This is a genomic window from Pseudomonas soli, assembly GCF_900110655.1.
GTDB classification, from domain to species: domain Bacteria; phylum Pseudomonadota; class Gammaproteobacteria; order Pseudomonadales; family Pseudomonadaceae; genus Aquipseudomonas; species Aquipseudomonas soli.
Genome location: NZ_FOEQ01000001.1, coordinates 502,070 through 514,937, shown reverse-complemented (window position 1 = coordinate 514,937; position 12,868 = coordinate 502,070). Strand labels below are relative to the sequence as shown.

Below are 12,868 nucleotides of genomic sequence, written 5' to 3'. Positions count from 1 at the left end.
GTCCGCTGGCCGTTCTGTGGATCATTCATCCATGATCCGACGCAGTCGCGGATTATGCCTTATATGGGGCACTTGTTGAGATACACTCCCGCCCACCCGATTGCCGGGATAACAATGATAAGAACGCTCGAGAGACGATGGCATGACCGAATACGAACAGCGCCAGATCGCCGAAGCGATCGCCCGCGCCGAGCGGCGCACCGATGCCGAGCTGGTCACGGTGCTGGCCCGCCGAGCCGATGACTTCCCTTATCTGCCATTGCTCTGGGCCGCCTTGCTGGCCTTGCTGGTACCCGGTGTGTTGCACCTGTGGCTGGGCGGCATTGGCGTCAATGGCTTGTTGCTGGCGCAGATGCTGACCTTCATCAGCTTGTGCCTGGTGTTGCGCCATCCGCGCCTGGCTACCTGGGTGGTGCCGTCGATGCTGCGCCGCCGGCGCGCCTCGGGCCTGGCCCGGCAGCAGTTTCTCGAGCTCAACCTGCAGCGTACTGCCGGCGCCACGGGGGTGTTGATCTTCGTCAGCGAAGCCGAGCGGCATGTCGAGATCCTGGTCGACGAGGGCATCGCCCGGTACCTGCCCGAGCAGGCACGCGAGGCGATCGTCGCCCGTTTCACCGATCAGGTGAGCCAGGGCCAGACCTTGCAGGGCTTCGTCGAATGCATCGAGGCCTGCGGCGAGTTGCTCAGCGAGCATGTCCCTGCGACCCATGCGCGCAACGAACTGCCCAACCGCCTGGTGATTCTCGACTGACTGTTGGCCAGTTGTCCGTGTTTCACCAGGGGGCCTATCGACGTAGAATGCCCGGCATTGCGCATCGCGCCCCCGCATTTCGAGGCACCCGTTCCCACGTCTTCCCCTTCCTCCGCCCCTGGCGCGCCGGACGCGCGCGCCCAGTTCCTGAGCCTGCTCGCCGATGCCCTGGGCGACGGCAGCCTGAGCAAGCTGGTGCTGGCCCGCCATGTCGGCACCGACCAGACCCTGCAGAGGATCATCGCCAAGCCGGTGCAGATCAAGGGCCAGGTCTGCCTGTCGTTGGTCTACCGCCACCAGACTCGCGACATCACCCGCAACCTGGGGTTGGACGAGGCGCAGGCGCTGGTGGCCGCACTGCTACCCGAGAGCTTTCGCAACGCGCACCTGTTCACCGCTGCCGGCGAGGTGCACCTGGAGTTCAGCAAGAAGGGCAAGCCGATGCTGCGCCGGCACCTGGCCCAGCAGGCGCCCCGCGAGGCGGGCGCGGCTGGCCATGATCGGCAGAAGAGGCGTTATCTGGAGCTGTCGCGGCCGTTCCTGCGCGACCTGGGGGTAACCGACGCGCAGGGCGCGCTGATCCCGTCCATGTCGCGCAAATGGAAGCAGATCAACAAGTTCATCGAGGTCTTCGACCATGCCTTGAGCGACGCGCCCGTGGACGCCCAGCAGAGCCTGAAGGTCGCCGACTTCGGTTCGGGCAAGGGCTACCTGACCTTTGCCATGCACGACTACCTGCGCAACACCCTAGCCCGTGAGGCGCAGGTCACTGGTGTCGAGCTACGCCCGGACATGGTCGAGTTGTGCAATGCCGCCGCCGCGCGCCTGGAGCACCCGGGCCTGATGTTCGAATGCGGCGATGTGCGCAGCGTGGTGCCTGAGGCCATCGATGTGATGATCGCCTTGCATGCCTGTGATATCGCCACCGACTATGCCATCCACACCGGCATTCGCTGCAACGCCGCGATCATCATGTGCTCGCCGTGCTGCCACAAGCAGATCCGTCCGCAGTTGCACAGCCCGGGCTTGTTGCAACCGATGCTGCAGTACGGGCTGCACCTGGGCCAACAGGCCGAGATGCTCACCGACAGCCTGCGCGCCCTTTACCTGGAAGCTTGCGGCTACGAGACCAAGGTATTCGAGTTCATCTCGCTCGAGCACACCAACAAGAACAAGATGATCCTTGCGGTCAAGCGCCGCCAGCCCCAGGACAATGCGGGTTTGCTGGAGAAAATCGCCGAGCTCAAGGCGTTCTATGGGGTGCGCGAGCATTGCCTGGAGACCCTGCTGCAGGCGGATGGCCTGATCGCTGGGTGATCGATCTCATCTGAACCTACAGCATTTTCCCAATCTCGGTTAGGTGGTTTCCGAAACGACCTTTCTGAGTCTTTTGCATCCCACTCGGCACCTAGTCTGGCTTGTGATGACGCCCATCAGCGTTGCCTGGTTGTCACTTGACAACCTTTTTTTCATGTCCATACTGGAGCTCGAACGATGGTCCGTCCCCTCCATCCAAACAAGGAAGTCGAGCAGTCCCTGAAGCACGCCGAAGCGCGGGGCTGGAAAGTCACGGTGCGAGGAGGCCATTGCTGGGGGCGGGTCTATTGCCCTAACAACGACCGCGAATGCCGCTGCGGCGAGTTCTGCATCACCAGCGTGTGGAGCACGCCCAGAAACCCGGGCACCTTCGCCCGCCAGTTATGCCGGATCGTGGACAACTGTACGTCGACAAGCGTGATAGCCAATCAGTCAGTGGAGCGAAAGTGATGGAGTACGAGTTCACCCTCAAATACCAATTGACCGAGGACATGGACGTCGAGGCGCTGATCGAGCGCCTGGGGGAGGCCGGTTGCGATGATGCAGTGGTCGGTAGCGGCCAACCGGGCCGTCTGGCCCTTGCCTTCGCCCGCGAGGGCGGCACGGCGCGGGAGGCACTGCACAGCGCTTTGGCGGATGTGCGGAAAGTGTTGCCGGATGCCCGGCTGATCGAGGTCAGCCCCGACCTGGTCGGCCTGACCGATGTGGCGGAGCTGGTGGGGGTTTCCCGGCAGAACATGCGCAAGCTCATGCTCACCCATCACCGTAGCTTTCCGGCCCCGGTGCATGACGGCACGCTCTCGCTTTGGCACCTCGCCGACATCCTGTCGTGGATGCAGGTGCGCGGCACGCATGCCGTCGCCCAGGCAGTCCATGAGCTGGCCATCGTGGCGATGCAGGTGAATGTCGCCAGGGCCCAGGAGCGGGTGGCGAACGGCAGGTGATGCACTCCGTTGCATCATTGCCTGCCAGCAGGCTCAGAAGAACCGGGTCACGCTGATCTTGGCATTGCGTCCCTGGGTATAGGCGTTTTCACCTGACAGCTCCGGCCGGATGGCCTTGTTGAACAGGTTGTCCACGGTCAGGTTGACCTCGGTGCCCTTGAGGTAGGGTTGCTGCGGTTTCCAGTTGGCGAACAGGCCGTGGATCTGGTACTTCTCGTTGCCGAAGTTGTCGTAGTAACGGTCACCGAGCGCACTCGCGGGGCCCTCGAAGTACTTGTCGCTGGGCAGGTGGTGGGTGGCGCCGACGAACTGCGCGGTCCAGCCGACACGGGCATCCCAGGCCGGGATCTTCACGCCAAGGGTGGTGATCCATTTCGGTGCCGGTACATCCTTGGCCCAGACATCCGGCCCCCAGGGGTTGGTGTACGCGCCCTCGTGGCGACCTTCCATCCACGCGTACGATACCGCACCGAACCAATAGGTGGAGTCGTAGAAGGTCTCGATTTCGAAACCCTTGTAGGTCACGTCGCCGATATTGCGGTAGTTGCCCATCAGCCCGTCGCCGCAGGTGTTGGCAATGGTGCCGCCGCTGACCAGTTGCTCTTGGCAGCCGATGCCGGTGGCCTTGAAGATCTCGTCAGTGACCTTGTTGTGGAATGCCATGGTGCGAATCTGCGCGCTGTCGCCTTGGCTGAACACATTGGTGAAGGTACTGATGCTGCCGACCCGTACACCGGTGATGCGCTCGGGGTCGAGGTTGCGACTGGTGGCGGTGCGGCTGCCGACACCCTGCACTTCATACTGTTCATCCAGCACCGGGGCGCGCCAGGTCTTGCTGTAGTCGGCGAACAGCGCGGTCTGTTCGGTCATCTTCCAGAACAGCGACAGACGTGGCGACCAGCCGCTGTAGGTCTTGTCACTGTAGTCGTGGCCAGCCACCGGGTTGTTGTAGTAAGGCGCCTGGTTGGGCTTGCCCTCATTGGTCACATGGTCGTAGCGCAACGATGGGGTGATGGTCAGGTCGCCCAGGGTGATGGCGTCCTGCAGGTAGTAGCCCTGGCTGTCGACCTGGCCGCTGGGCATGAAGTACGGCTGGTAGTGACCATGGTTGTACTTGGGTACTTCGTAGGTCTTGCCGGGCATCCACATCTGCGTGTCACGGTCATGGCGACGCAGCTGCACGCCTGCGGTAAGCGCATGCTCCAGGGGACCGGTGAGGAAGGTGCTGGTGTTCTTCACATCGAGCATGCGGTCCTTGTACTCGGTGTCCATCTTGCGTCCACCAGTGGCGGGCTGGAAGAACGCCGTGGCGTCGCGCTCGTCGGTCTGCTTGGTGTCCGATTCGGAGTACTTCACCTGCAGGTCTACCCACGGGTTCTCGATCGGTTGGTACTTGTAGGTGGCCGACCAGGTGGTGTCGATGGTGCGGCGGTTGGCGAGGAAGCGCTTGAGGGCGGCTTCGTAGCCGTACTTCTTGATATCCGCCGCAGTGGGGGGCGTGCTGAAGGCGGTCGATGAGAAGGTGGTCCAGCGCTGGCTTTCTGATTGTGCCCAGGACAACCCCAGGCTGTGCTCGTCGGTGAAATGGATATTGGTCTTGAGCAGGGCGCCGTCCAAGTCCAGGGCGCTGTAGGGGATGCGCTGGGGGTTGATTGGCCATTTGCCGGTGGGGTCGGGCAGGCTGTCGGCCATTTTCAAATTGCCGCCGTCACGCTTGGTGTAATACACAAGTCCGTCGATGCGACCGTCGTCGGTACGGCCGAACAATGCCGAGCTATAGATCTGCTGGTGGTCGTTGCTGCCATAGCCGTATTTGAGCATCGCACCGCTGTTGCGACCTTCCTGAAGCAGGTCGCCGGCGTCCTTGGTTTCCATGTTGACGCTGCCGCCGAAACCGCCATTGCCGGTCTTGACCGAGTGCGGCCCTTTTTCGACCTCGATGTGCTTGATCAGCTCGGGCTCGATGAAGATGGTGCCTTGCTGATAGCGCTCGAAGCCGCTCTTGGGCGCACCGTCGAGGGTCATCGGCACGTCCTCGGCGTCGCCGAAGCCCCAGATGTTGATGGTCTGGCCGCCGGGCTTGGACGAGCCCCCCATATTCACCCCCGGCAGGGTCGCCAGCACGCTGGGAATGTTGCTGGGCTGGTAGCGGTCGATCTGCTCTTGGTCGAGGGTCGAGCGCCCGACGTTGCCAGCGTCGACCTGCTGGCCATCACCAACAATGCTCACGGCACCGAGTTGCAGGCTGTTGTCGGCAGCCGGATCGTCTTCGCGCAGGCGTACCACATAGGTGTTGCCCATGCGCACCACGTTGAAGCGGCTGCCCACCAGCAGGCGGCTGATGGCCGCTTCGGCTTCGAAGTCGCCCTTGAGCACTGGCGCCTGGGCACTGCCGAGCAGGGCCTCGTCGAACAGCAGCTGGACCTTGGCCTGCTGGGCCAGTTGGCTCAGCGAGCGCGCCAGCGGTTGCGCCGGCAGGTCGAATGGTACCGGTGCGGCTTCGGCGGCCAGGCTCATGGCCAGGCACAGGGCCAGCAATGTGGGTCGGACAGGCAGGCAGTGCAATGGACGCAACGCGGACAACATGGTTTCCCCCAAACGGCAAAAGGCCGGAAAAAGCCCGCCATCACGCGGCAGGCGGGGAGGAAGACGCGATGTTGCGACAAAACCTCACCTGCGAATGATAAAAATTCTCAAATTATTTTTTAGCGTCGTTCGATACGCAGGCGGCCGTCGGCCAGCAAGGTGGTCTTGACCGGCAGCAGGGCGGGCAGGGCATTGAGCAGGGCGTCCGGGTCGTGGACGTCGAGGTTGCCGGACACCTTGTAGCGGCCAAGCGTCGGGTCGGCCAGCACCACCGGCTGCTTGCGATACAGGCCGAGCTCGTCGATCAGGCTGGCCAGTTCGCGGTTGCGAAAGCTCACCTGGCCTTCGCGCCAGTCGGCCACTTTTTGTTCGCCCAGTTCACGGCGGGTCAGGGTGCCGCGTGCGAGATCGTAGGTGGCGCCTTGGCGGGTACCTAGCAACAACGGCGGTTGTCGTTCGCCGGGAGTGTCGAACGCTACCTGGCCGTGGGCGACCGCCACCACCAGTTCGCGGTCGCCCCGGCGCACATCGAAACCAGTGCCGACCACGCGCACGCGGCCGCTGCCCGCATCGACGAACAGCGGTCGCTCTTTGTCGGGTGCCACCTCGATATACAGCTGGCCATGTTCTAGCTGGATCAGCCGCTGTTCGGCGCTAAAGTCCAGGTGCAGGCGGGTCTGGGCGTTGACATGCAGCTGGCTGCCATCGGGCAGTTGCAGCACCTGTACGGCCTGGCTGGCGCTGATGCGTTGGCTGAAGGCTTCGCTGCCCGCGCCCAGGTTGCCGGCCAGCACTGCGCAGAGCAGGGCCGCCGCCGTTGCCAGGGCCGGGCGCCAGCGTGGCGCCCGGGGTACCGGTAAGGGCACGGGGCGATTGGCTTGCTTGAGTGCCGCCAGGTCATCCCACAGCTGTTCGAACTGGCGATAGGCGCGGGTGTGCTCGGGCGTCTGCATCCACCGAGCGAACGCCTTGCGGTCTTGCCGTGAAGGCTGGTTGCGGTTGCGGCTGAACCAGCTCGCCGCCTGGGCGTCGATCGGGCGCGGGTCGAGCTCGTCGGTGGGGGTCATGGGAACTGCTCCGTGCCGTTGTCACTGTCCAGGCGTTGCTTGCATTGCAGCAGGGCGGCGGCGATGTGCTTTTCGACCATGCTGACGGAAATGTTCATGCGTTCGGCGATCTGGGCCTGGGTCAGGCCTTCGAAACGGTGCAGCATAAGGGCTTCGCGGCGTCGCGGCGAGAGTTCTGCGAGCACCTGACGCAATTGATTCAGCCGTTGTTGCTGTTGGGCGTGGTCCAGCGGATCGTTGGCCGGCGCGTCCTGCTGCTCGGGCAGGGTGTCGTCGGCCAGCGCCGCATGGCGCACTTTCTGCCTGCGCCAATGGTCGCTCAGCAGGTTGCGCGCCACCTGGAACAGGAACGCGCGCGGCTGCTCCACCTTGGCCCGATCCCGGTAACCCAGCCATTGGGCGAAGACATCCTGGGTCATGTCCGCGGCGTCACTGGCATTGTCCATGCGCTTGCGCAGGAAATGCAGGATGTCGGCATAGAAACCGTGGGCGACGGGGTCGGGTTTGGGGCGCTGCATGCACGCTTTCCGGGGCTGGCGGAGAGGAAAGGGTGCGGATCTTATCGAGAATTATTTACATTTGCAAAGTGTGCGGCTCAGCGCCGTCGATCCTGTGCGGCCGGAACGGGGATGGCCAGTTCAGCCAAGCCCAGGGGGTGGCTGGCAGCATCGAAAAAGTGCAGCGGAACCTGCGAAAGATCGCCGAAGCGATCAATGAAGTGCTGCTTCTGGTTGATGATCGATGCCTCGCTCAGTGGCCGGATGGCGATGGCCAGGTGCTTGGGCCGCGCCTGGCGGATGGCGTCGAGCAGGTGCTGGTCGCTGGCGTCCAGGTGCTGGCCGAACAAGCATAATCCGTCGTGTTCGCGGGCCAGCTGGCCCAGGCTCCAGGACAGATAGTCGGAGTTGCGGATGGCGCGCAGCTTGTCTTCGCTGCGGCTTTCGTTGACGAACAGCGGTACTTCGCCGGGAATGTTCACGGCGAAGCCTTCGAGCAGTTCGGCCTGTTCCGCGCTGCGTCGGCGGGTACTGCCGTCGGGCAACTTGAGCAGGTGCATGCCGCCGTGCAGGTGGAGGATGCGGATACCGTCGGCCTGGCTGCGGCGCACGTCGAAGAAACCCTGTTCGTCGAACAGGTTGGCGAAACCTTGCGTATCCTCGGCCACGGCCCAGGGCAGGATCAGGTCGTAGTTGCTGGTGTAGATGTTGCGGTACTGGCGCAGTGCCTGGTTGATGGCCGTGCGCGTCGCGCCGGGGAAGCGCGGCCAGGGCAGATGCACGGCACGCACCGCGTGGATCAGCGCTTCCTTGATCGAGTAGTAGCGGTTCAGCGGCGCGGTGGAGTTGATCGCCAGCGCGGCGTTGGCCCGCACCGTGGTGTTCAGGGTGCTGAGCAGCGGCTCGAACAGTTCGCTGCCCAAGGCCTTGAACAGTGCCTGGTCGCTCACCCCCAATGCCTTGTGCCGCACCCGCTGGGCTTCCTCGAACAGCGAGAAGTAGCCGAACGGTTTCCACAGCGCGCGGCTGGCACCATTGCCCAGCAGCAGGGCGGTGCTGGGGTGGCGCTGGTTGAGGTCGGCCCAGGTGGGCAAGTGGGCGTCGAGTGCGGGCATGGGCGGTCCATTGGGTGTGGCGGAAAACGCCGGGGACTTTAGCATGTCATGCAGAGTGTGCGAGGCTTGCGCCCTCAAGGACTGCACCGTTGACCTTGCCGGCGTCTTCCAGAGGCCGGCCCCGATCTGCAAAGGATTACCCATGTACAAGACCCTTCTCCTGGCCACCTTGCTGGCGAGCACCGCGGCCCATGCCACTGACGGCAAGGCCCTCGCCAAGGCCCAGGACATCCCGCATCCGGCCGTGATCGCCCACCGTGGCGCCTCGTTCGATGCTCCCGAATCCACCACTCCTGCCTACCTGCTGGCCCGCGAATTGGGCGCCGACTACCTGGAAATGGATTTGCAACGCACCCGCGATGGCGTGCTGGTGGTGGTCCACGACGATATGCTGGCCCGCACCAGCGACGTCGCCGCACGTTACCCCGAGCGCAAAGCGAGCCCGGTCAGTGCCTTCACCCTGGCCGAACTCAAGGCGCTGGACGCCGGCAGCTGGTTCAACAAGGCCTATCCAGAGCGTGCCCGCGAAGCGTTCAAGGGCCAGCGTATCCTGACCCTGGACGAAGTGATCGATATCGCCGAAGGCAACCCCGAGCGTCACCCGGGCCTGTATATCGAGACCAAGGAGCCGGCGCAGTTTCCCGGTATCGAGCAGGACCTGAAAAAGCGCCTCGAGGCCCGTGGCTGGCTAGATAAGCCGGGTAAGGTGATCTTGCAGACCTTCGATCGCAACAGCCTCAAGCTGCTGCACGAGGCCATGCCGCAGGTACCGAAGATCCTCTTGCTGTGGGTGGCCAAGGGCAGCATCGAGCCGGCATCGGGGCAGGACTTCGCCGAATCCGGCGAGCAGGTCAAGTCGGCCTTCTACGCCCGTCAGCAACCCAAGGACCGTGCCGAGTTCCTGCGCTGGCTCGACTATGCCAAGGCCGGTGGCGCCATTGGTACCGGCCCTTCGGCAATCCGCACCGACCTCGGCGAGCAGAGCTACTCCGACCTGATTCAGCCGTGGATGAACCAAGCCAGCCACGACAAGGGGCTGCTGGTGCACGTGTACACCCTCGACGAGGCGGTGGATTTCGACAAGGCGATGAAAGCCGGCGTCGACGGCATCTTCACCAACCGTGCCGGTGAGCTGATGCGTTTCTATAAACGACCGATGCCACAGAACGAAGGCCAGTTGCTGCGCAAGCTGGGTTACTGATCGGCAACATGATGGGCAGGGGACACAGACTGTGGCGCGGGCTTGTTTGTCGTAAAGCCGATCCGAGGCCCCGTTCAAGGGGCGTCGGTGCGTGGTAGTCCCCCTCCCTCAATCCGCAGCACCCTCCCGGCGAGCCCTGTTGCGCCATACCCGATACGCCCGAATCCCCGCCCGTACCGAGCCGAACAGCAGGTTTTCCTCCATCTCCCGCGCCATCCCGGAACGCACTAGCATGCGCAGGAAGGTGCCGCGGGCGCGGGCGATGGCGAAGTGGATGCCCTGGGCGGCGAGGGTGTCACGCACCTCGCGCAGGGCGGCGATGCCGCTGACGTCGATGCTGGTCACAGCTTCCGCATCGAACAGCACTACCTGGGTTTTGTCCACGTTCTGCACGGCTTCGAGCAGGCGCATCTTGAAGTAGTCGGCGTTGAAAAACAGGATCGCGTCGTCGAAGCGGTACACCAGCAGGCCTGGCACCGTGCGGGCATCCTTGTGCTGGCGCACGTCCACCTGGCCCTCGATGCCCGGCACCCAGCCCAGCACGGCGTCTGTGGGCTGGTAGATGCTGTAGAGCAGGCGCAGGATGGCCAGGGTCACGGCGAACACGATGCCCGGCAACACGCCCAGGCCGAGTACGCCGACCGTGGTCAGGAGGCACAGCCAGAATTCGAAGCGGCTGAGCTTGCGGATGGTCTTGAGCGACTTCACGTCGATCAAACCCCAGCCGGCCATGAGCAGCACCGCGCCCAGCGCAGCCTGGGGAATCCAGGCCATGGGCGCGGTGAAGAACAGCAGGATCAAGGCGATCACCAGTGCGGCGATAATGCCCACCAGCTGGCTCTTGCCGCCGACCATGTCGTTGACTGCGGTGCGCGAGTCGGCGCCGCTGATGGCGAAGCCCTGGGAAATGCCGGCGGCCAGGTTGCTCACGCCCAGCGCGAGGAACTCATGGTTGGCGTTGATCGCGTAGCCGTGGCGGGCGGCGAAGCTGCGGGCGGTGAGCATGGCGCTGCAGAAGCTGATGGTGGCGATACCCAGCGCATCGCGTAGCAGGCTCTTGGTTTCCGCCAGGGAGCTCTGTGGCCAGGCCAGCTCGGGAATGCCCGCCGGCACCGGGCCGAGGATCGCCACGCCGAAACGGTCCAGGCCGAACAGCCCGGCAAGGGCGGTGAATACCACCACGGTCACCAGCGCCGACGGCAGCCGCGGATAGCGCCGTGGCAGCCAGATCAGCAGGCCCAGGCCGGCCAGGCCAATGGCTAGCGTCAGCCAGTGGATCTCGCCCAGGCGCTGGAAGAAGTTGATCAGGCTGAGGACGAATCCGTCGCCTTCAATCTTGAATCCCACCACCTTCGACAACTGCCCGGCGAGCAGGCTCAGGCCGATGCCGTTGAGGTAGCCGATGAGGATCGGCCGCGAGAAGAAGCTGGCGATAAAGCCGGCCCGCGCCACCCCAGCGGCGATCAGCATCACGCCCACCAGCACGGTGACGATCACCGACAGCTCGGCGATGCGTTGCGGGTCGCCCATGGCCAGCGGTGCCACGGCGCCACCGATCATGGCGCAGGTGGCGGCGTCCGGGCCGACCATCAATTGCCGTGAGCTGCCGACCAGGGCATAGACCATCATCGGCAGCACGCAGGCATACAAGCCGTACTGTGGCGGCAGGCCGACGATCTGCGCATAGGCGATGGCGATGGGGATCTGGATCGCGGCCACCGACAGGCCGGCCTGGAGGTCAGCATGGAACCACTCGCGGCGGTAGTGCAGCAGGTTGGCCAGGCCCGGTAGCCAGCGGGAGAGAAACATGCGCAGTCCTTTGGAGATGTTTCAGAAAGCGTAGCGGTCAGGCGCCGCGAACGGCTGTGTATTCAAGCCAATTGGCGCGGCGGTGGCTATGGGCCAGATCAACAAAGGCACGTTGGAAAAGAAAAAAGGAGCCGAGGCTCCTTTTGACAGCGACGACGTCAATGGAACGTCGTGCGGGGAATGCGAGATGGAGCGGGTAGAGGGAATCGAACCCTCCTCAATAGCTTGGGAAGCTATAGTTTTACCAATAAACTATACCCGCTTCGAAGCAAGACTTTTTACCAGAACCCTCCTCGAATGAGAAGCCCCAAGCTTGTAAAAAAGCCTGTCGGCGGCCCGTAGCCTGAGGGTGGCGAGGGCTACAGGACGCCGATGCGGTCAGATCGCCAGTGCATGCTGCCCCGGTTCCTGTGTGTAGCGTTGGCGGGATTCACGCAAGGCCGGCTTGAGGAAACCGAGCATGGCATCGCGGGTATCCTCGCAGGCGCTTTTGTGTTCCATGTCCAGGAAGTGGCCGGCACCGCGGATCACGCTGAACTGGCTGCGTCCGACATGGCGGCTGAACTGGCGCGCATCCTCGACGGTGGTGTACTCGTCGCGGTCGCCGTTGATGAACAGCACCGGGATGTCGATGTTGCGCGCGGCCTTCAGCGCCCGCTCCAGGTCGTGGTCGAGCACCTGGTTGATGTGGAAGTGCATCTGCGCGTACTCATGGCTGTCCAGGCTGCTGACGTGCCGGTAGTTGAAGCGCTTGAACAACGACGGCAGGTACTTGCCGATGGTGTCGTTGACCAGGTTGCCCACCTGGTAGCGGTCGCAGGCGGCGAGGTACTGGCAACCGCGGTCGAGGTAGTCGCGCATCGGTTCGTTGATCACCGGCGAGAACGAGCTGACGATGGCCTTCTTCACCAGCCGCGGCTGGTGCGCCAGGGCCAGCAGGGTGCAGGCGCCGCCCCAGGAGAACGACATCACGTGATCGGCACGGAAGTGCTCGATCAGCTCAAGCAGGATGTGCGCCTCGGTTTCCTTGGTCAGTAACCGTTCATGGCGGTTGTGGGGTTTCGACTTGCCGGCGTACGGCTGGTCGTACAGCACCACGTTGAACTGCGGGTGCAGGCTGCGCACTGTCTGTGCAAAGGACGCCGTCGTGGCCAACGAGCCATTGATCAGAATGATCGTCTTCTCGGCGCCCTGCGCGCGATGGAACTCCGTGTAAACCCGGTACTGCCCTTGGATATCAAGTACAGCGATTTCTGGCCTCATGTCATCGACTCCTGGCGCAAAAAGGGTATTCGCGTCACCTCGTGGCCTGCGTGGTCGCTTGGCGGGCTGGCGCCGAACCGACCGGAATGGCCATCAGGGTGCACGTGCTTTATGACAGGTAGGCATTCGCCTGGAACTGAAAACCGGTGGGCCCTTGTGTCGATCCTTGACGCTGGTGTCGACGGTATTGTTGTGGCGGGCGATTACCGTGCCCCAGGGCATCGAGACCCCAGGTGGCCGGTAAAGGGCGTCTTGGACTGCGGTTGTGACTGGTTGGTCACATGCAGACCGACGAGTTAGCAGTCAAGCAGCGCGGCT

The 12,868-nt window shown here is 63.7% G+C and carries 11 protein-coding genes and 1 tRNA gene; 5 read left to right on the top strand and 7 right to left on the bottom strand.

The annotated features are described in order from the left end of the window. Nucleotides 1–142 precede the first annotated feature (142 nt). From BMY03_RS02400 to BMY03_RS02385, 4 genes are all read left to right on the top strand, one after another. Nucleotides 143–751 carry a TPM domain-containing protein gene (locus tag BMY03_RS02400; protein WP_023632611.1) on the top strand — a complete coding sequence of 203 codons (609 nt, stop codon included), beginning with the start codon at nucleotides 143–145 and terminating at the stop codon, nucleotides 749–751. Nucleotides 752–814: 63 nt separating this feature from the next. Further along, on the top strand, nucleotides 815–2,068 hold the full coding sequence (locus BMY03_RS02395; protein ID WP_094010358.1) for a class I SAM-dependent methyltransferase: 1,254 nt from the start codon (nucleotides 815–817) through the stop codon (nucleotides 2,066–2,068). 177 nt (nucleotides 2,069–2,245) lie between these two features. Further along, entirely contained in the window at nucleotides 2,246–2,518 is a 273-nt protein-coding gene (locus BMY03_RS26515) for a hypothetical protein (RefSeq protein ID WP_094010159.1), read from the top strand. Beyond that, nucleotides 2,518–3,012 (top strand): helix-turn-helix transcriptional regulator, encoded by a 495-nt coding sequence (locus BMY03_RS02385; protein WP_094010158.1) that lies wholly within the window; start codon nucleotides 2,518–2,520, stop codon nucleotides 3,010–3,012. The genes BMY03_RS26515 and BMY03_RS02385 overlap by 1 nt, the downstream gene beginning before the upstream one ends. A 33-nt stretch (nucleotides 3,013–3,045) precedes the next feature. Here BMY03_RS02385 and BMY03_RS02380 read toward each other — a convergent pair whose 3' ends face one another. From BMY03_RS02380 to BMY03_RS02365, 4 genes are all read right to left on the bottom strand, one after another. Further along, nucleotides 3,046–5,598 (bottom strand): TonB-dependent receptor, encoded by a 2,553-nt coding sequence (locus tag BMY03_RS02380; protein ID WP_094010157.1) that lies wholly within the window; start codon nucleotides 5,596–5,598, stop codon nucleotides 3,046–3,048. A 119-nt stretch (nucleotides 5,599–5,717) separates the two neighbouring features. Further along, a complete protein-coding gene (locus tag BMY03_RS02375; protein ID WP_094010156.1) occupies nucleotides 5,718–6,665 on the bottom strand; it encodes a FecR family protein in 948 nt (315 codons plus the stop codon). After that, nucleotides 6,662–7,183: an RNA polymerase sigma factor gene (locus BMY03_RS02370; protein WP_023631645.1), complete on the bottom strand. Its 522-nt coding sequence runs from the start codon at nucleotides 7,181–7,183 to the stop codon at nucleotides 6,662–6,664. The genes BMY03_RS02375 and BMY03_RS02370 overlap by 4 nt, the downstream gene beginning before the upstream one ends. Nucleotides 7,184–7,260: 77 nt before the next feature. Further along, nucleotides 7,261–8,277, bottom strand: coding sequence for a DUF4917 family protein (locus BMY03_RS02365; RefSeq protein WP_094010155.1), 1,017 nt, complete (start codon nucleotides 8,275–8,277; stop codon nucleotides 7,261–7,263). 142 nt (nucleotides 8,278–8,419) lie between these two features. On the opposite strand from BMY03_RS02365, the gene BMY03_RS02360 reads away from it, so the two are divergent. Next, nucleotides 8,420–9,478: a glycerophosphodiester phosphodiesterase gene (locus BMY03_RS02360; protein ID WP_094010154.1), complete on the top strand. Its 1,059-nt coding sequence runs from the start codon at nucleotides 8,420–8,422 to the stop codon at nucleotides 9,476–9,478. A 108-nt stretch (nucleotides 9,479–9,586) separates the two neighbouring features. Here the strand turns inward: BMY03_RS02360 and BMY03_RS02355 are convergent, their stop codons facing one another. From BMY03_RS02355 to BMY03_RS02345, 3 genes are all read right to left on the bottom strand, one after another. Continuing rightward, nucleotides 9,587–11,287 (bottom strand): SulP family inorganic anion transporter, encoded by a 1,701-nt coding sequence (locus tag BMY03_RS02355; RefSeq protein ID WP_094010153.1) that lies wholly within the window; start codon nucleotides 11,285–11,287, stop codon nucleotides 9,587–9,589. 188 nt (nucleotides 11,288–11,475) lie between these two features. Beyond that, a tRNA-Gly gene (locus BMY03_RS02350) sits at nucleotides 11,476–11,549 on the bottom strand. 116 nt (nucleotides 11,550–11,665) lie between these two features. Continuing rightward, the gene (locus tag BMY03_RS02345; protein WP_094010152.1) at nucleotides 11,666–12,550 is read right to left on the bottom strand and encodes an alpha/beta fold hydrolase; all 885 of its coding nucleotides are present in this window, start codon (nucleotides 12,548–12,550) and stop codon (nucleotides 11,666–11,668) included. Nucleotides 12,551–12,868: the final 318 nt, after the last annotated feature.

Coding starts and splice junctions, on each gene's coding strand:
- BMY03_RS02400 (WP_023632611.1), top strand. CDS start 143: ATGACCGAATACGAACAGCGCCAGATCGCCGAAGCGATCGCCCGCGCC.
- BMY03_RS26515 (WP_094010159.1), top strand. CDS start 2,246: ATGGTCCGTCCCCTCCATCCAAACAAGGAAGTCGAGCAGTCCCTGAAG.
- BMY03_RS02385 (WP_094010158.1), top strand. CDS start 2,518: ATGGAGTACGAGTTCACCCTCAAATACCAATTGACCGAGGACATGGAC.
- BMY03_RS02380 (WP_094010157.1), bottom strand. CDS start 5,598: ATGTTGTCCGCGTTGCGTCCATTGCACTGCCTGCCTGTCCGACCCACA.
- BMY03_RS02375 (WP_094010156.1), bottom strand. CDS start 6,665: ATGACCCCCACCGACGAGCTCGACCCGCGCCCGATCGACGCCCAGGCG.
- BMY03_RS02370 (WP_023631645.1), bottom strand. CDS start 7,183: ATGCAGCGCCCCAAACCCGACCCCGTCGCCCACGGTTTCTATGCCGAC.
- BMY03_RS02365 (WP_094010155.1), bottom strand. CDS start 8,277: ATGCCCGCACTCGACGCCCACTTGCCCACCTGGGCCGACCTCAACCAG.
- BMY03_RS02360 (WP_094010154.1), top strand. CDS start 8,420: ATGTACAAGACCCTTCTCCTGGCCACCTTGCTGGCGAGCACCGCGGCC.
- BMY03_RS02355 (WP_094010153.1), bottom strand. CDS start 11,287: ATGTTTCTCTCCCGCTGGCTACCGGGCCTGGCCAACCTGCTGCACTAC.
- BMY03_RS02345 (WP_094010152.1), bottom strand. CDS start 12,550: ATGAGGCCAGAAATCGCTGTACTTGATATCCAAGGGCAGTACCGGGTT.